This is a genomic window from Martinezella lusitana (assembly GCF_010668395.1).
In the GTDB taxonomy this organism is placed as follows: domain Bacteria; phylum Pseudomonadota; class Alphaproteobacteria; order Rhizobiales; family Rhizobiaceae; genus Rhizobium; species Rhizobium lusitanum_A.
This window is the reverse complement of the sequence record NZ_WUEY01000017.1, coordinates 1-18,560: the sequence shown is the minus strand read 5'-3', so window position 1 is coordinate 18,560 and position 18,560 is coordinate 1. Positions and strand designations below refer to the sequence as shown.

Here is an 18,560-nt window from a genome sequence, read left to right as displayed (position 1 = left end):
TGCATGACGACGACGCAAAGCGATTGGCTGCGGGATGTTCCGTCCGGGCGATTGCGGCCGTTGAACCAGACGGAGACGAAGTCCGCGCTGGCCGACCTCAAGCAGATCGGCGGGAGCGAACCCGCCGTCGCCAATCTGCTGGCTGGCGAAAGCGCGCTGCGGGATTTCATTGTCGCGGCGCTCACCTTGTCCCCCCATTTGCGCGACATCGCCAATCTCGAACCGCCGCTGCTCGTTGCCGCCATCGAGAAGCCGTTGTCGCCGCAGATAGAAGCGCTGGTCGAAGACGCTCGACGCGCATGGCTGCCGGCGGAGGAAGGGAATCCCTCGCCATCGGAATCCGAGGTGATGAGCCGTCTGCGCGTCGCCAAGCGCCGTGCCGCCTTTCTCGTCGCGCTTGCCGACCTTGCCCGAATTTATGATGGCAAGACGACGACCCGCTGGCTGAGCAGGCTTGCGGAGGCCTCGATTTCCGCGGCGATCGACCATCTGCTGCTGTCGTCGCACGAAGCTGGCAAGATTTCCGTTCCCGATCCGGCCGTCCCAAGCGAGAAATCGGGGCTGATCGTGCTGGGCATGGGCAAGCTCGGCGCCGAGGAGCTGAACTATTCCTCCGATATCGACCTGGTCGTCTTCTTCGACGAGACGGCGGGCATTGTCCCCGATCCGGATGACGCCATCGACATCTTTCCGCGGCTGATGCGGCGGCTGGTGCGCATCCTGCAGGAGCGCACGGCGGATGGCTATGTCTTCCGCACCGACCTGCGCCTGCGCCCCGATCCCGGCTCGACGCCGCTTGCGATCCCGGTCGATGCCGCGATGATCTATTATGAGGGCAGGGGCCAGAACTGGGAGCGTGCCGCCTTCATCAAGGCGCGAGCCGTCGGCGGCGATCTTGCCGCCGGTCAGGCCTTCATCCGCGATCTCGTGCCCTTCGTCTTCCGCAAATATCTGGACTACGCCGCGATCGCCGACATCCATTCCATTAAGCGTCAGATCCATGTGCACAAGGGGCACGGTGCGATCGCGGTCAAGGGTCACAACGTCAAGCTTGGCCGCGGCGGCATTCGCGAGATCGAGTTTTTCGTGCAGACCCAGCAGCTGATCGCCGGCGGCCGTATGCCTGCGCTACGCAGCCGGTCGACGGAGCGGACGCTTGCCGAATTGACGGATGCGAAGTGGATCGACGCCGAAACGCGCAACGAGCTGACATCGGCCTACTGGTTCCTGCGCGATGTCGAACATCGCATCCAGATGGTGCGCGACGAGCAGACGCATCTGCTTCCGGAAACGGATGTGGAACTCCGGCGTATCGCCTTCATGATGGGTTTTGCCGATGTATCGGCTTTCTCCGAGGCGCTGGTGACGACGTTGAGGGCCGTCGAGCGCCGCTATGCGCGCCTGTTCGAGCAGGAGACGAAACTGTCGTCCGAAACGGGCAATCTGGTCTTCACCGGTCAGGGCGACGACCCCGACACGCTGGAGACGCTGCGCCGCCTGGGCTTCGAAAGGCCGTCCGACATCGCCAACGTCATCCGCACCTGGCATTATGGGCGATATCGCGCCACGCAATCGGTGGAGGCGCGCGAGCGGCTGACGGAATTGACGCCGGAGCTGTTGCGGGTCTTCGGCGAGAGCAAGCGTGCGGATGAGGCGCTGCTGCGCTTCGACAGCTTCATCTCCGGCCTGCCGGCGGGCATTCAGCTGTTCTCGCTGCTCGGCACGAACCCGGCGTTGCTCTCCCTCATCGTCAACATCATGTCTTCGGCGCCGCGTCTTGCCGAGATCATCGCAGCCAAGCCGCATGTTTTCGACGGCATGCTGGATCCGGGCCTCATGGCCGAACTGCCGACGCGCGACTATCTGGCGGAGCGCATCAGGAGCTTCCTGGCGCCTGCACGGCATTATGAAGAGGTGCTGGACCGCCTGCGCATCTTCGCATCCGAGCAGCGCTTCCTGATCGGCATTCGCCTGCTGACGGGCGCGATCGGCGGCCAGATGGCCGCCCGCGCCTTCACCTATCTCGCCGATCTGATCGTCGAGGCGGCGCTGGATGCGGTGATGAAGGAAATCCGCTCGGCCCATGGCGAATATCCCGGCGGCCGCGTCGCCGTCGTCGGCATGGGCAAGCTCGGCAGTTTCGAGCTGACGGCGGGATCGGATATCGATATCATCCTGCTCTACGATTACGACGACACGGCCGGCGAATCCGATGGTCCGAAACCGCTCGATGCCACGCGTTATTTCACGCGGATCACCCAGCGCCTGATTGCCGCCCTCTCGGCCCCGACGGCCGAAGGTATCCTCTACGAGGTGGACATGCGCCTGCGCCCCTCGGGCAACAAGGGACCTGTCGCCACCCGCATCAACGCCTTCGAGAAATACCAACGCACCGAAGCCTGGACCTGGGAGCACATGGCGCTCTCTCGGGCGCGGCTGATCGGCGGCGACGAGGAACTGGTGAACGATGCCGAGCGCGTCATTGGCGAGGTTCTTTCGGCAAAGAGGGACGTCGCCAAGATCGCCAAGGACGTTCGCGAGATGCGCGGTCTCATCGAACAGGAAAAGCCGCCCGAAAACATCTGGGACCTGAAGCTTATTCCCGGCGGGCTGATCGACATCGAATTCATCGCGCAATATTTGCGGCTGATCGCGCCGGAGCGCGGTGTCGGCATCGATGCGAACGGGCTCAGCACGGCGGAAGCGCTGAAACTGCTCGGCGGCAGCCTGATGGACCGCAACGACCTGGACGTCTGCCTGGAGGCTCTGCATCTCTATACGGAGCTGTCGCAGCTCATTCGGCTCTGCATCGACGGTTCGTTCGATCCGCAAAATGCGCCCTCGGGGCTGATCGAGCTCGTCTGCCGCGCCGGCGACTGCCCGGATATCCGCACGCTGGAAGCAGAATTGAAGCGCTTGTCGAAGGCGGTGCGCAAGATTTTCCAGGCGACGGTTGGAAACTGATCAGCGTTGATCCGGGATGCGGATCGCGATGACCGTGCCGACGCCCTCCCGGGAGCGGATACGCATGCGGCCGTGATGCAGCGCAGTCAGCGACCGCGAAATGGCAAGCCCGAGGCCGGAGCCGCCCTTGCTTTTCGCATATTGGCTCTGCACCTGTTCGAAGGGCTGGCCGATCTTGCCGAGGGCGGATTTCGGAATGCCGATGCCGGTATCGGCGATGACGAGCATCACCGCATCCTCGACCTTGCGTGTGCGAACCGCGATGCGGCCGCCGTCATTGGTGAACTTCACGGCGTTGGAAAGCAGGTTGAGCACGATCTGCTTCATCGCCCGCCGGTCGGCGTTGAGCTTGATGTCGGAGCAAATGTTCTGCTCGACGAGAATGTTCTTCTGCGCGGCGGGAATGCGGGTGAAACGCAGGCATTCCTCGATGAGCGGCGCCAGATTGATCCGCTCGCAGGAGAGCTTCATATGACCCGCTTCGATCTTCGACATGTCGAGAATGTCGTTGATGACGTTGAGCAGGTGCTTGCCGCTGTCGTGGATGTCCTTGGCATATTCGTTGTAGCGGGCCGAGCCGAGCGGTCCGAACATCTGATCGTGCAGGATCTCCGAGAAGCCGAGAATGGCGTTGAGCGGCGTGCGCAGCTCGTGCGACATGTTGGCGAGGAATTCCGATTTCGCCCTGTTGGCGGCTTCGGCGCGCTCTTTTTCCGCGAGATAGTTGGTGTTGGCGGTCGAAAGCTCGGCTTTCTGCCGTTCGAGAATTTGCCGCGAGGCGGAAAGATCGTTGATCGTCGCCATCAGCCGCCGCTCGGACTCGCGAAGGCGCTCCTGGTTGCGCTTCAGCTGCGTGATGTCCGTACCGACGGAAACGAGGCCGCCGTCACGGGTGCGGCGTTCGTTGATCTGTAGCCAGCGCTCGTCGGCAAGCTGCACTTCGGTCGTCTGCGAATGGCTGATACGGCCAGGATCGACGATACGCCGTTCGATGACCGGTCTCGCCGCCGCGGCATTGACGACGGCGCGTTCGGTGCCGGGCACGAGCACGTTGTCAGGCAGACCGTAGGCTTGCTGGAAGTGCGCGTTGCACATGACCAGCCGGTCGTTCTTGTCCCATAGCACGAAGGCTTCGGAGGTGCATTCGATGGCGTCGGCGAGCCTCTGGTCGGCTTCGGCATAACGCTGTGCCAGCCGATGCTGCTCGGTTACGTCCATGGCGATGCCGATCATGTGCACGCGGCCCGAATGAGCGCGGATGACCTGGGCGCGGGCGCGCATCCAGACATAGTGCCCCTTGGCATGGCGGATGCGCAGGATCTGATCCACCTGGCCGGCATTGCCGCGGGTGACGGCGCGGGCGAGCATGTGCAGGCTGTTGTCATCCGGGTGCATCAGCCGCGCCGCATCCGTGAAGGCGAGCGGCTTGTCGGCGGCCGGCAAGCCCAGCATGTCGTACATCGACCGCGACCAGAAGAACTTCCGGCTGGTGAAATCGAAATCCCAGAGGCCGCAGCGGCCGCGCGACAGCGCCGTCTCGACCCGCAGGTTGGATTCGAGGAAGATTTCGTCCGCGTCTCGAGCTCGTTTTACTTGGGTGTAATAGGCATAGAGGATGACGAGCAGGATGGAGGAAATGCCCGCAAAGAGCGTGACGTTGAGCGTCAGCTCGTCACGCCAGAGCTTGTCGATCTGGTCCATCGAGGCGGCCGACAGAATGAAATCGCCCTTGTCGCCGATCAGGGAAATCGCCGCATAATAGGGCTCGCCGCCGATCATGGTTTCGATCACGCCGGCCTGGTCGCCGAAATTGCGGATGGCCGACACTTCGGGAAAGAAGTCGGAGACCAACATGCCGATATAGGCGGAGCCGGCGGCGGATGAGCCGAACACGCGCCCGCTCGACTGCACGAGCAGCACGAAAGCGCCGGTGTCCAGTCGATCCTGCGGCAGGTAGGAGGCCAGTTTCCGCTCCGCGCCACCGCGGTCGCCAGCCTGGAACAGGCTGGCATCGTTCGAAAATGCGGCGGCTGCGGCTGCGATGGAAAGCGAGGTCGAGCGACGAGCCGAAGCCGCCATGCGGCTATGTTCCGTGACCATGCCGAAGAAGTGCGAGGCGGCGACGACCATCAGGAAGGAAACGATGAGGACCGGAATGATGCGCTTGAGAATATGTTCGGTCTGCGGAAAACGACCGGAGATCGTCTCCATCCGCACTCCGGTTCGATCAGCAACGCCGCTATGCCAGGATTTCAGGCCGTCGAAATTAACACGCAGCCGTCCATCGGCCGCGGTTGTCCGCCGCACGTCCACCATCGCTTTAGCCTTGTCCCTCGTGTGATTCGCTGCGCCGCTCGCCCGAATCTGCCTTAATGAATCATTCGCGATTCGGCTTGTCCAGAGGGTGAGGTAAAACTTTCTTAACCATCTGCGATTTCAGCATGATTTGCACACGCAGCGGTAAGTTGCGCGAATTCGGGACTCGCTGAGGATGAAAAGGCCGATGCACATCGGCCTTTTAAATCGGCATGCGGAGCGACCGAAATCACTCCTTGAGAATGCGGTCCACGATGTCGCGCACGTCGGTCGAAAGGCCGCTTGCGCGCTCGATGCGCATCAGTGCCGAGCGGGCATGATCGGCGCGCACCGGCTCCAGCAGGCGCCAGGAGCGCATCGACGTCAGGATGCGGGCCGCAAGCTGTGGGTTGCGCTGGTCGATTTCCAGGATCTCGTCGGCCAGGAAATTGTATCCGGCGCCGTCTGCCCGGCCGAAACCGGTCGGGTTCGCGAAGGCGAAAGTGCCGACGAGCGACCGTACGCGGTTCGGATTGGTGCGCTTGAACAGCGGCGTTTCCATCAGCAGCCGGATGCGCTCCAGCGCGCCTGCGCCGGGGATAGCAGCCTGAATGGCGAGCCATTTGTCGATGACGAGCGCATTGTCCGCGAAGCGGTCGCGGAAGTGCGCAAGTGCCGCTGCCGTCTCGGCCGTATCCGGGAAGCGCTGAGCGAGGATGGTGAGTGCGGCGCTGAGATCGGTCATGTTGTTGGCGGCGTCATAGGCTGCCTTCGCTCGCGCCGGCGCCTCGTCCAGCTGAGAGAGGTAGCTGAGCGCCGCGTTGCGCAATGCGCGCCGGCCGGCGCTTGCCGCATCCGGAGTGAACGGGCCGGGTGTCTGCAAGCTGTCGTAGAGCGCAGCAAACACATCTTTTCCAGCCTCCGCGACCCGCTTGATGATCGTCTGGCGCGCGGCATGGATGGCGTCTGGGTCGTTATTGCCGCCAAGCTCGCGAGCGATGTCGGATTCGCTCGGGAGGGCGAGCGCCTGAGCCCGGAATGCCGGTTCCAGGCTTTCGTCGGCCGCAGCTGCGAGCAACGCGTCGATGAAGGCGGAATCGCATTTGATATCGAGGCCCTGGCGCGCATCGCGCGCCGCCTGCAGCAGATTGGGCAGGCCGAGGTCGATCAGTGCCTGCCAGCGGGCGAAATGATCGGTCTCGTAGCGGGCGATCAGCGCGAGATCGTGCGCGCTCTGGCTGAATTGCAGGTTGATCGGCGTCGAGAAGCTGCGATTGAGAGACAGAACCGGCCGCGAGGGAATGCCGTGGAAGGTGACCGTCTGCGCCTTCTTCGTCAGGTGCAATACATCGCCGGTGAGCTCCGCCCCGGTCACGGACGCAGGAACGATCGCGGAACCGTCTTCGGCGAGCAAGCCCATGCGCAGCGGAATGTGCATCGGCTTTTTGACCGTCTGGCCCGGTGTTGCCGGCACCATCTGCTCGAGCGACAGCGTGAATGTCTTGCCGTCGGCGTCATAGGCGCCCGAGGCGGTTACGAGGGGCGTACCGGCCTGATGGTACCACAGCGAGAATTGCGCAAGGTCGCGGCCGCTGACATCCTCGAAGCATCTGACGAAATCTTCGATCGTGACAGCCTGTCCGTCATGCCGGTCGAAATAGAGGTCCATGCCCTTCTTGAACAGGTCGCGGCCGAGCAGCGTCGCGATCATGCGGGTGACTTCGCTGCCCTTCTCATAGACTGTTGTCGTGTAGAAGTTGTTGATTTCCCGGTATTTCGTCGGGCGAACCGGGTGGGCGAGGGGGCCGCTGTCCTCCGGAAACTGTTCCGATTTCAGGTGCCGGACTTCGGCAATGCGCTTGACCGGGCGCGAGCGCTGGTCGGCGGAAAACTCGTGATCGCGATAGACGGTCAGACCTTCCTTGAGGCAGAGCTGGAACCAGTCGCGGCAGGTGATGCGATTGCCTGTCCAGTTGTGGAAATATTCGTGCGCGATGATCGCTTCGATATTGGCGTAATCGGCGTCGGTCGCCGTCTCCGGGTCGGCCAGCACATATTTGTCGTTGAAGACGTTGAGACCCTTGTTCTCCATCGCCCCCATGTTGAAGTCCGACACGGCGACGATCATGAAGATGTCGAGATCGTATTCGCGCCCGAACCGCTCTTCGTCCCACTTCATCGAACGCTTCAGCGCATCCATGGCATAGGCGGCGCGCGGCTCCTTGCCGTGCTCGACGTAGATCTTCAGCGCGACTTCGCGGCCGGATGCGGTCGTAAACGCATCTTCGACTACGCCGAGGTCGCCGGCGACAAGCGCGAAGAGATAGCTCGGCTTCGGATGCGGATCGAACCAGGCCGCGAAATGCTTGCCTTCGCCATAACCGGCGCCGCCGAGGAAATTGCCGTTCGACAGCAGCAGCGGGTTTGCCGCCTTGTCGGCGATGATGTTGACCGTATAGGGCGCGAGAACGTCCGGCCGATCGGGGAAATAGGTGATGCGGCGGAAACCCTCGGCTTCGCATTGCGTGCAATAGATGCCGCCGGTGCGATAGAGGCCCATCAGCTGCGTGTTGGCCTCCGGATTGATGACGGTCGTGATCGTCAGCTCGAAGGGCGCAGCTTCCGGCAGGTCACGGACGGTCAGGCTTTCGGGAGTTGCATCATATTGCGCGGCGGGGAGTTCGACCTGGTCGAGCAGCAGCCCGGACAGCACCAGCTCATCGCCGTCCAGCACGAGCGGCGCCTTTGGATCCGTGCCTTCCCGCCGATGAAAGATCAGCCGTGCTTCCACCTTCGTCTCGGTCGGATGCAGATCGAATGTAAGGTCCACGCGTTCCAGAACGAAGTCGGTAGCACGGTAGTCTGCCAGATTGACGATCTGGCCGGTATCTGTTCGCATGGTCTATCCTGATCAGGCTATGCTATGGCGGGCACGGTCCGAAGCCCTCCTCCGGACTGAAACTGGCCGCATCATTACATCGAAATCTGAACCAAAGTTAAAGTCATGTCGCGGCATCGACATGTTTTGTTATGGCACAATAAGTATTCGCTTTGCGCTCCGCCGTCGTCGCCCGGTCGAGGATAATTATTGAATGGATATTGACTGGTTATAAGCCGCTTTCTGCCTGAATTTGCAAACTGTCGGCGCAATTGCTACCATAGCGTTCAGGTGTATCATCAATATTCCACTGTCGCCGGAGCAGTAACTTAAAGTAAATTATTTGTTTAACCTCTTGCGATATAAGCGCTCTTGCATACCTATAGCATGCTATTAGGTATCGGAATTATGATCGATTCCGGTGAATTTGTTCACAAAAATGAAACATCATCTTTTTGTCGTAGATTGAGAAGGGCACCCCAAGGAGGCCCGATTGAGCTTTTCTATCGAGCAACTTGCTCGCCATCCCAAGTTCGTGCCGTCATTGCGCTTTCTCTCCGAGGCATTGCGCAATCGCTACGATAGCGGTCCGAGGATTGCGCGCATGCTCGCCTCGCACCAACGCTGGCTTCTGACGCAGACTGCCTATGCACTTCATCTTGAATACGATTCGGCGGTCCCGGGCTCGGGGCTTACCGTGGTCGCTCTGCGGGACGTCATTACCCACCATCGTATTGCCAGCCGCAATACCGTGTTGAGCTTCATAGAGGAGCTGCTGACCTATCGTTTCCTGGAGCTGGCTCCGGGGCCTGTCCGACGTCCGCGCCGCTACGTGCCGACCGAAGTCAGCTACACGGCGATGTTCGGCTGGTATCTCGCCAATCTGGCTGCCATCGATTTGCTCGACGGTGGCGGCCGCGCAGCCGCTCTCGTTGCCTCGCCGATGCTGATGGATCTGGCACAGCCGCGCATGGCGCGCAATTGCCTTGCTACCGACGTCTGGCGCGATCCGCCCGAATGCGTCGGCCTGTTTCTTTGGACCGAGGCCGGCGGCCTCGTCGTCGATCATATCATGTCGAAGCTGGACCTTGCCGGAGAAGGCGGCGATCGAATCGATATCGGCCGCTTTGACGCGCGGGCGCTGGCCACGCATTTCATGATATCGCGAACCCATTTGCAGCGTCTCCTGCGCAAGTCGGCCGAGCGCGGAGACATCGGATGGCACGACGAAGCCCGGAAGACGCGCATGTGGGTATCGCGTGATTTTCTGGATCAATATTGCGGATGGCAGGCCATAAAGCTCGCGGCAGTCGATGAGGCTTTTTCCTGGGCGCAGTCCAACGAGGATCGTGGCGATCCGAACTAGCTATCCGCAGGGGAGGGGCAAGATGTGCGGGCCCCGTCTCCGGAAAGCGCGCGACAGGGCGGTGCAATTCCGCCTCTCATATCTCAAAGCGGGATGCTTGCCGTCGCCCTTGCCGCGGTTGTGTCGGGGCAGTCGCCCTTGCGGAAGTTGCGCGCACGTTCGAATTCCTCGGCGGCCCGTACCGCGGAGCCGATGTGGCCGACCGAATCAAACAGCGCGATGAGCGAGCGCAAACCCGAAGACATGATGTGGTTCCTGATAATCAAATACGACGCTGGATTTCCGCGTCCTGCCGGTCAGCAGACGCGGAAATCGGCAAAGAAGGTCGTGGGGCGGCCGACGCGAGCTGAAACGCCGGTGCCTCGTGCAATCATCTGCTCGTTGGCAGCGATGCCGAGGTTGCGATGTCCGCTTGTGGCGCGCACGGGCTCGATGGCGCGGCGCAAGGTATCAAACCCGCAGTGAATAGGACGAAAACGTGCAGTCATGGCCTTGGTTCCTTTAGAGATTCCTCCCAAGACACCTCCATATATTGCGGTGCAGCATGGATTTTGCAATGCACAGTAAAAGAGGACTGCCATGCGAAGAACGCATGGCTAGTGTCATTTTTCGTTAATGACTAAGAAAATCAGCCTAATATTTCGGCGGTGATATAATTCTTGAAGGCCAGAAGATCATTCCAGGCCAGTCGCTTGTTGATCGGGGCGGTCAGCAATTCCTGCGGATGCAGGCTGGCGATAGCCGGTACGGTACGGCCCAGAATGCTTAATTCCCGCCACTGTCCGCGCAATCCGTGAATGGTTTCGCCGCCTCCGAAAAAGTGACGCGCGGTGAAGTTGCCGAGCAGCAGCACGGCCTTCGGCTCGGCAAGCGCGATCTGCCGTTCTATGAACGGGCGGCATATCTCGATTTCATGGGCGGACGGCGCCCGGTTGCCGGGCGGACGCCACGGAATGACATTGGTGAGCAGGATCGCGTCGCGCTGCAAGCCTATGGCGGCCAGCATCCTGTCGAGCAATTGTCCCGAACGGCCGGCAAACGGCGCACCCTCGCGATCGTCGTCGGCGCTCGGCATCGGGCCGATCACCATGACGCGGCCTTCCGGCGTACCGCTCGCAAAGATCGTCGATCGGGCGCTGTTCTTGAGGTTGCAGCTGTTGAAGGCTTCGATCGCAGTTTTCAACTCTGCGAGCGACCGCGCGCTTTCGGCCGCGAATCGGGCTTGCTCCACGGCCTGTTCGTCGGGAATGGCGGGTGCGGCGCGCGGCGGCGCAGGAGAGGCGGCGGCCGGCTTTGCGGCCTGGCGACGCTCAGGCTGCGGTCTTGCCGCGGCCGGCGGTGCTTCGGCCCGTGGCTGCGTCGCCCGCGAGCCTTGCCGCGCGGCGCGCATGGCCTCGAACTCGGCGAAGCGATCCACCGGCTGCTCTTCCAGCAACCAATCGACGCCGGCATCCGCATGGAAATGCAGAAGGGCGGCAAGTTCGGCCGGTGTGAGGTCGCTGGCGGAAATCATGGCTGAACTCTAGCCAATGCGGAGCGGGAACGAAAGGGCAGGGTGGTCGGCTATCTCAAGCCGTCCACTGGGCGATGTCGTCGCGCTCGCCGATAAGGGCAAGGCCGTGGGCGATCGACAGCAATTCGCCGCCGGTCTCGATCCGCTCCTGACCGAAGCGCTCGGTGAACATGCGCCGCACGGCCGGCACGAAGGATGTGCCGCCTGTCAGGAACACCTTGTCGATCGTATCGGGCGATGTGTTCGTGGTGGTGAGCACGTCGTCGAGAGCGCCCTCGATGCGCGCGAGATCCTCGGCGATCCACGTTTCGAAATCGGCGCGGCGCACCTGCTTGCGACCGGCCTTGCCGAGCGGAGGAAAGTTGAACTCTGCCTCTTCCTCGCTCGAAAGCGCCATCTTCGTCGCCGATACGGCCTGATAGAGCGGGTAGCCCTCGTCATGCTCGACCAGCTCGATGAAGGTCTCCAGCTTCTCGGGCTCGAGGCTGCTGCGCACCAGTGTCTTCAGGTCGGCATATTCGCGCGAGGTCTTGAAGATCGAAAGCTGGTTCCAGCGTCCGAAATTGGCGTAGTAGGAGGTCGGCACTTCCAGCAGCTTGTCGAAGCTCTTGAAGAAGCTGCCCTTGCCGATGGCCGGAGAGACGATGTTGTCGATCATCCGGAAGTCGAAATGATCGCCGGCGATGCCGACGCCGGAGTGGCCGATGGGAGTGGCGGAGAGCTTTCCGGCCTGGGTTTCGAAGCGGATGAGCGAATAGTCGGTCGTGCCGCCGCCGAAGTCGGCCACGAGTACGGTCGCGTCCTTCTTCAGATGCTGCGCGAAATAGAAGGCCGCCGCCACCGGCTCGTAGACATAATGGATTTCCGGGAAGCCGAGCCGCGAGAGGGCGGCGTTGTAGCGCTCCGTGGCAAGTGCCGGATTGGGATTGGCGCCGGCAAAGTGCACGGGGCGCCCCGTGACGATGCGGGAGACGTCCGCCGGCCAGCCGTCTCCGGCATAGGCGCGCAGGCGGCGTACGAAGATCTCCATCAGATCCTCGAAGCTGTGGCGCTTGGCGAAGATCAGCGTGCCCTGGAAGAGGGCGCTCGCCGCGAAGGTCTTGATCGACTGCAGGAAACGACAATCGCCGGGATTGTCGATGAACTGCCGGATCGCCGCATGACCGGCCTCGACCTTGAGCGCGGTCGCGCCCAGCCCCGCATCCTTCATGAAGGATAGAGCGGTACGCATGCTGTCCGCCGTGCCGGCCGCGCTGTGGAAGGCAACCGATTGTGTTGCAGGTCCATCGGCCATCGCCAGGACCGTGTTCGTCGTGCCGAAGTCGAAACCAAGCGCCCGAGCCATGCCCGCACTCCTTTCCGTCGAAATTGTCTGGATTGGGGCCAAGCCCCCTGAGAGACGCAAGACGCGCCTTGTCGCAAAGAGGGCGCGTCATGACATGGCTGAGCCTCAAGTTCAAGTCGTGGCAAAGCCTTTATTTTGTTTGTCGCCGTATCCGCTGGCCGCAATCCCTCCCCGAACGCGGGCCGGGATCCCCGACAAGCGAAACGGGCGCCTTTCGGCGCCCGTCGATCTCATTCCGCAGCGATGGCCGCTGGCGGCTCCTTGTGATGCGGATCCGCGTCCTTCCGCTTGCCGAGCCGGCCGAGGAAATCGTTCAGGCGGTTCATTTCCAGGAAGATGACCGGCGTGATGAACAGCGTCAGGATCTGCGAGACCACAAGACCGCCGACGACTGCTATGCCGAGCGGCTGGCGCAGCTCGGAGCTCGCTCCGCCGCCGACGGCGATCGGCAGGGCACCGAGCAGGGCGCAGAAGGTCGTCATCATGATCGGGCGGAAACGGCGTACGCAGGCTTCGTGGATCGCTTCCGGCGGCGACATGCCCGTACTCGAGCGCAGCGTTTCCAGCGCCACGTCGATCATCATGATCGCGTTCTTCTTGACGATACCGATCAGCATCAGCAGGCCGATGAGAGCGATGATCGACAGGTCGAAGCCAAAGACCTTCAGGGCGAGCAGGGCGCCGAGCGCGGCGGCCGGCAGGCCGGACAGAATGGTCAGCGGGTGGATGAAGCTCTCGTAGAGAACGCCGAGAACGACATAGATCGTCAGCACCGCCGCCAGGATCAGGTAAGGCGTGCTGCCCTGAGACTGCTGGAAGATCTGCGCCGTGCCGCCGTAGGACGTGAAGACGTCCGCCGGCATGTTGATATCCTTCTTGATCTGGTCGATCTGCGCGGTGGCGTCGCCGAGCGCTTCGCCGGCGGGCAGGTTGAAGGATACCGTGGTCGAGACCAACTGGCCCGTCTGGTTGATGGTGACCGGGCCGGTGTTGCGGTCGATGTGCGCGAAGGCCGACAATGGAACCTGGTCGCCCTTCGAAGACGTCACATGGATGCGCGACAGTTTCTGGTCGTCCCAGGGCTGATTCGCATCATATTCGATGATCACGTCATAGCTGTCGCCCGTAGACTGGATCTGTGCGGCGGCGTAGTCGCTGAAGGCCTCTTCAAGCGTGGTGCGCAGCAGGTTGTTGTTGATGCCGTAGGCGGCGGCCTTCTCCGTATCGACGACGATATTGGCCTGCAATGCATTGTACTGCGCGTCTGTGGTCACGTCGGTGAAACGTGGATCCTTGCGCATCTCCTGCAGCATCTTGTTGGCCCACTGGTTCGTCAGATCAGCGTTGAGTGCCTGGATGATAAGCTGATACTGGCTGGCGGTCTGGCGTCCGCCGAAGCGAAGGCTTTGCTGTGGGTTGATGAAGACCTGAATGCCCGGGATCTTGGCGACGGCGGCGCGCATTTCGCGCAAGGTCTGGTCGAGCGGCGGACGCTCTTTCTTATCCTTCAGCTGAGCGTAGATCGTACCGTTGTTGAGTGTCTGGCGTGCGCTGGCGCCGACAACCGACATGACGTGCTGCACGGCAGGGTTCGCCTTGATCGCGGCAGCGGCCTGATTCTGCAGGTCACGCATCGCCGGATAAGAAATGTCCTGGCGGGCGCGCGTTGAAATCTGCAGCCGGCCGATGTCTTCCTGCGGGAAAAAGCTGGCTGGCAGGGTGAGGAAGAGATAGCCCGAGAGCGCGACCGAGCCAAGGAAGCTCCCAAGCACGATGTAGCGATGGCGAATACACCATTCCACGCCCTTGCCGTAATTGACCTCGGTCCAGTTAAAGCCCTTGTTGAAGAGGCGTACCGGCAGGGGAGGATGGCTGTGGGCGTTGGAGAGACGCGAACCGAGCATCGGCGTGACGGTCAGCGAGACCACGGCGGACGAAACGATGGCGATTGCCACCACCATGCCGAATTCGTTGAAGATACGGCCAACGACGCCGCCCATCAGCAGAATCGGGATGAAAACGGCGATCAGCGAGATCGACATGGAGATAATCGTATAGCTGACTTCGCCCGCGCCCTTGATGGCCGCCTGCAGCGCAGGCATGCCTTCTTCCATGTGCCGCAGGATGTTTTCCAGCATGACGATCGCGTCGTCCACCACGAGGCCCACCGCGATCGTCAATCCGAGCAGTGAGATGTTGTCGACGCTGTAGCCGAGCACATACATCATGCCGAAGGTTGATATCAGGGAAAGAGGTACGGCGAGACCGGGGATAATCGTTGCCGTTACGTGGCCGGTGAACAGGTAGATGACGAGAACGACGAGGCCGATGGTCAGCAGCAAGGTAAACTTGACGTCCGAGATGGCCTCGCGGATCGGCTGGGCCGAGTCGTTCATGACGGTCATTTTGACGGAAGCCGGCATTTCGGCATGCAGCTTCGGCAGTGTCTTGTTGACGGCATCGACGACGTCGACGGTATTGGCGTCGGGCTGGCGTTGGATAGCCAGGATGATCGCCCGCTGGCCATCATACCAGCTGCCGATATTCTGGTTTTCGACGCTGTCCTGAACGTCGGCGACATCGCCGAGATGAATGGGATTGCCATTGGGATTGGCGATTACAAGTGTGCGAAACTCGTCGGCGTTGACGCGCTGCGTATTCGCGTTGATCGTCATGCTCTGCGCTGCGTCTTGCAACGTGCCGACCGGGACCTGGTTGTTGGCGTTGACAACGGCTGTATTGACCGTGTCGATACCGATGCCGCGATCCAGAAGCTTGTTCGGATCGACGTCGATACGCACCGCGTAGGTCTGCGCGCCGTTTACGGTCACTTCGGCGACGCCAGGCAGTGTCGAGATCGACGGAGCGATGATGTTCTCGGCGATATCGTCGAGCTTGCTGCGCTGCAGCGTGTCGCTTTGTACGGCGATCAGCATGACGGGCGCGTCGGCCGGATTGGTCTTCCTGTAGCTCGGCGGGGTGGTCAGGTTGTTGGGAAGCTTTCGTTGCGCGGTCGAGATCGCCGCCTGCACGTCACCGGCGGCGGCGTCGATGCTGCGGTCGAGATTGAACTGCAGCACGATGCTGGTATTGCCAAGCGAGTTCGTCGAGGAAATTTCGCTGATGCCGGGGATCGTCTCGAACTGCTTGATCAGCGGCGTGGCGACCGATGTCGCCATTGTCTGTGGCGAGGCACCCGTCAGCTGAGCCGAGACGTTGATCGTCGGGAAGTCCACCTGCGGCACGGCTGCGACGGGGATGAGCTGGTAGCCGGCAAGACCGGCAAGCACTACGCCGATGGCGAGAAGCGTCGTCGCGACCGGTCGCTGAATACAGAAGGTCGGGATCATTGTTGCGCTCCAACTGCGATGGTTTCGGTTTTTCCATCATCGGCCGAAGCGACCTTCTCGTTTGGATCGGCGCTAAACTGTTCCTTGATTTCTGTGCCATCGTTAAGTTGCGATTGACCTTCGACAACGACATGATCGCCGACCGAAAGGCCTGTGGCGACGGCCGTGCGGCCGCCATTGGCGCGAGCAATCGTCACTGGCGTGATCTTGACCTTGTTGTCCTTGACTACGAAGGCGATGTAGCCATCCGGTCCCGGGCTGACGGCAACGGTCGGCACGACGACAAGCTGCTCGTTGTCGGCAAAGTGAACCATGATGTTCGCGGAGCGTCCCGGCCACAAGGCGCCGTTGGCATTCTCGAAGGTTGCCTTCACGGCGATCGTTCCGGAAGCCTGGTCGACCGTGTTGTCGTAGAAGGTGATGGTTCCGGTGCGGGGCTTGCCCTGTGTGGAGCGGGGAACGGTGGTGACCTGGACAGGTCCTGCGGCCATCTGCTCCTGCAGTTCGCGCAGGTTGTTTTCCTGCATGGTGAACTTGATGTATGCCGGATTATATTTGCTGATCGTCACGATTGGCGTGCCGGCGCTGACATAAGCGCCCAGGCTCAATTGAACATCGCCAAGCCGGCCGTCATAGGGTGCCCGTATGTCGGTGTTTCCGAGCAGGACCTGATCCGCGGCAAGCTGTGCCTGGTCCGCGCTGAGCGTGGCGGCAGCGGCATCGCGGGTCGCTCGTGCTTCGTCGGCAGTCGCCTGAGTGCCGGCGCTGCTCGTGAGCAGGCTATTGGCGCGGGTCAGCGCGGTCTGCGCCTGGGCAAGGTTTGCCTGGTCTTTTGTAAGGGTCGCTTGGTCCTTGTTGACGGCGGCCTGTGCCGTACGCGGATCGAGCTTTGCGATCAGGTCGCCGGATTTAACCGTTGCGCCATCTTTGACCGCGATCTGCGTGATCAGCCCAGCTTCCTGTGCGGCGATCGTCGTTGAATCGATCGGCACGACCCATCCGGTCGCGGAGACATCCATGGGAAGCGTGGTTTTGACGGCGGCAACCGTCTTCACGGAGATCGGCCCAGCCTGACGCTTGCTGCCGGCCTGCGCTGCCTTGCCGCCATCCTTGGTTTCTGCGGAAGCCTGGTCGACGAATGAGGAAAGAAAGGGAATGCGATCGCGATAACCCCAGACTAGAAGGGCTGCGACGACGAGAAGGCCGAGGGGAAGCCAGATTTTTTTCATATTTAAAGAACCGGTCGAGGCAAGTTGCGGGAAACACGATGACATCGAGGTGTATTTATTGCGCCGCACAACAAAGACGGGTTTCGCCGCAATCCATCACATCGCTGTTACCGCTAACGTTCGGTAATTCTGTCCCTATAACGTGTATTCATGAACGCTGATCCAGTGCAATTTATCACAGTTCGGCGGGACGAAAAATTAAAGCTTGGAAAGCTTTCGCATTGCCCCCGCTTTTGCACTGCAGCAGAAAGCTAAATGGCTATTTTTTGATTGCCGTTATGTAATAATCGGGTGATCGAAAAGCCTTATGCGGCTTTTATAGTCAGAAGATGCATCGCAACGCTTATAGCGGATGCTGTGACTGCTCACGCAAATGTGTTGTCGGGCCCTGTTTTGAAGGGCCCGCACCTTTCTAGAGAGAGCGTGCCGCTCCGCCGTCGCAGCGAACCATCGTGCCCGTCACATAGCTTGCCGGTTCGCTGCAGAGAAAGGCGGCCGTCGCCCCAAACTCCTCGACGCGGCCGTAGCGACCGGCAGGAATGCGTTGCTGACGCTCCGCGCTGACATCTTCCAGGCTTCTGCCGCCACGTTTGGCCGTGGCCGAATCGAGTTCGGCCAATCGATCGGTCGCGATGCTGCCCGGCAAGAGCATGTTGACCGTGATGCCGTGGGCCGCCACTTCGCTTGCCAAGGTCTTGCTCCAGCCGGCAAGGGCGGGACGCAGCGTGTTGGAAAGCGCCAGGTTCGGGATGGGTTCGATGACGCCGGAGGAGGCGACGGTGAGAATGCGCCCCCAGCCTTGCGCCTTCATGCCCGGCAGCAGGACGTTGGTCAGGCCGATGATCCGCGCCACCATGGAGACAAAATAGATTTCCAGCCGGTCGGCGGTCATATCCTCCGTCGTTCCGGGCGTCGGTCCGCCGCTGTTGTTGACGAGGATGTCGATGCCTCCGAGTTTTTCGATAGCGGCCTTGCTGACGACATCGACGAAATTCTCGTCGTTGAGATCGGCCCAGATCCAGTCGGCCCGGCCCTTGCCCTCGGCATTGATTGTCTTGCAGTTGCTTTCCAGCCGTTCGCCGCTGCGGCCGCAGAGCAGAACATTCACGCCCTCGCGGGCCAGCGCCACCGCGATTCCATGGCCGAGGCCCTTGGACGAGGCGAGCACCAGCGCACGCTTTCCGCCGATACGAAGATCCATCTTGAACACCTTTCATGCTGTTCGAAAATCCTGAGCGCTATTTATAGAGCGCCATCGGGCAATTATGAAAGTCATGCTCTCATGGTGATCGCGGATGCCGTCAGAATATTGACGTTAACGTAAGAGTAAATTAACTTGTTTGATGCGGTGAGCGAATTGGGGATTGCCTGTCGCTTCCCGGCTCGACAATCCCTTTCCATTTTGACAAGAGATAAACGAAACGGGGAAGACGCCCAAAGGGGATGAGGCTGCGATCCGATATCATGGGATGCCGGCCAAGCGGAGAGAGTGAATGACTGACGCGATCGAGTTGCCGGAGCGGGAGAGCATGGAATTCGACGTCGTGATTGTGGGTGCGGGTCCTGCGGGCCTGTCGGCTGCGATCCGGCTGAAGCAGATCAATGCGGATCTGACAGTCG

Annotated in this window: 12 protein-coding genes; 3 read left to right on the top strand and 9 right to left on the bottom strand. The window is 61.3% G+C overall.

From position 1 onward, the window contains the following. Nucleotides 1-3 precede the first annotated feature (3 nt). A complete protein-coding gene (locus GR212_RS27185; RefSeq protein ID WP_163991404.1) occupies nt 4-2,964 on the top strand; it encodes a bifunctional [glutamine synthetase] adenylyltransferase/[glutamine synthetase]-adenylyl-L-tyrosine phosphorylase in 2,961 nt (986 codons plus the stop codon). On the opposite strand, the gene GR212_RS27180 is transcribed toward GR212_RS27185, so the two are convergent. Both GR212_RS27180 and pepN read right to left on the bottom strand, forming a co-directional pair. Continuing rightward, entirely contained in the window at nt 2,965-5,280 is a 2,316-nt protein-coding gene (locus GR212_RS27180; RefSeq protein WP_163991402.1) for a PAS domain-containing sensor histidine kinase, read from the bottom strand. A 229-nt stretch (nt 5,281-5,509) separates the two neighbouring features. After that, on the bottom strand, nt 5,510-8,158 hold the full coding sequence (gene pepN / locus GR212_RS27175; RefSeq protein WP_163991400.1) for an aminopeptidase N: 2,649 nt from the start codon (nt 8,156-8,158) through the stop codon (nt 5,510-5,512). 472 nt (nt 8,159-8,630) lie between these two features. On the opposite strand from pepN, the gene GR212_RS27170 reads away from it, so the two are divergent. Beyond that, nucleotides 8,631-9,503: a hypothetical protein gene (locus GR212_RS27170; RefSeq protein ID WP_163991398.1), complete on the top strand. Its 873-nt coding sequence runs from the start codon at nt 8,631-8,633 to the stop codon at nt 9,501-9,503. Nucleotides 9,504-9,586: 83 nt separating this feature from the next. On the opposite strand, the gene GR212_RS36960 is transcribed toward GR212_RS27170, so the two are convergent. The 7 genes from GR212_RS36960 to GR212_RS27140 all read right to left on the bottom strand — a co-directional run bounded on the left by GR212_RS36960 (nt 9,587) and on the right by GR212_RS27140 (nt 18,141). After that, nucleotides 9,587-9,748, bottom strand: coding sequence for a hypothetical protein (locus tag GR212_RS36960; protein ID WP_204326783.1), 162 nt, complete (start codon nt 9,746-9,748; stop codon nt 9,587-9,589). Between the two features lie 51 nt (nt 9,749-9,799). Then, on the bottom strand, nt 9,800-9,991 hold the full coding sequence (locus tag GR212_RS27165) for a hypothetical protein (protein ID WP_163991396.1): 192 nt from the start codon (nt 9,989-9,991) through the stop codon (nt 9,800-9,802). 140 nt (nt 9,992-10,131) lie between these two features. Further along, nucleotides 10,132-11,016, bottom strand: coding sequence for a uracil-DNA glycosylase (locus GR212_RS27160; RefSeq protein ID WP_163991393.1), 885 nt, complete (start codon nt 11,014-11,016; stop codon nt 10,132-10,134). Between the two features lie 55 nt (nt 11,017-11,071). Further along, the gene (locus tag GR212_RS27155; protein ID WP_163991391.1) at nt 11,072-12,361 is read right to left on the bottom strand and encodes an Hsp70 family protein; all 1,290 of its coding nucleotides are present in this window, start codon (nt 12,359-12,361) and stop codon (nt 11,072-11,074) included. Nucleotides 12,362-12,591: 230 nt separating this feature from the next. Then, entirely contained in the window at nt 12,592-15,711 is a 3,120-nt protein-coding gene (locus tag GR212_RS27150; RefSeq protein ID WP_163991389.1) for an efflux RND transporter permease subunit, read from the bottom strand. Beyond that, complete coding sequence (locus GR212_RS27145) at nt 15,708-16,940, bottom strand: efflux RND transporter periplasmic adaptor subunit (RefSeq protein ID WP_163991387.1); 1,233 nt, start codon at nt 16,938-16,940, stop codon at nt 15,708-15,710. Before GR212_RS27145 ends, GR212_RS27150 begins: the two co-directional genes overlap by 4 nt. 412 nt (nt 16,941-17,352) lie before the next feature. After that, nucleotides 17,353-18,141, bottom strand: a complete 789-nt coding sequence (locus GR212_RS27140) for an SDR family oxidoreductase (RefSeq protein WP_163991385.1) — start codon at nt 18,139-18,141, stop codon at nt 17,353-17,355. Between the two features lie 292 nt (nt 18,142-18,433). Between GR212_RS27140 and GR212_RS27135 the strand changes: the two genes are divergently transcribed. Further along, nucleotides 18,434-18,560, top strand: a 127-nt coding sequence (locus GR212_RS27135) for an FAD-dependent oxidoreductase (RefSeq protein ID WP_163991383.1), incomplete at its 3' end; no start/stop codon positions are given.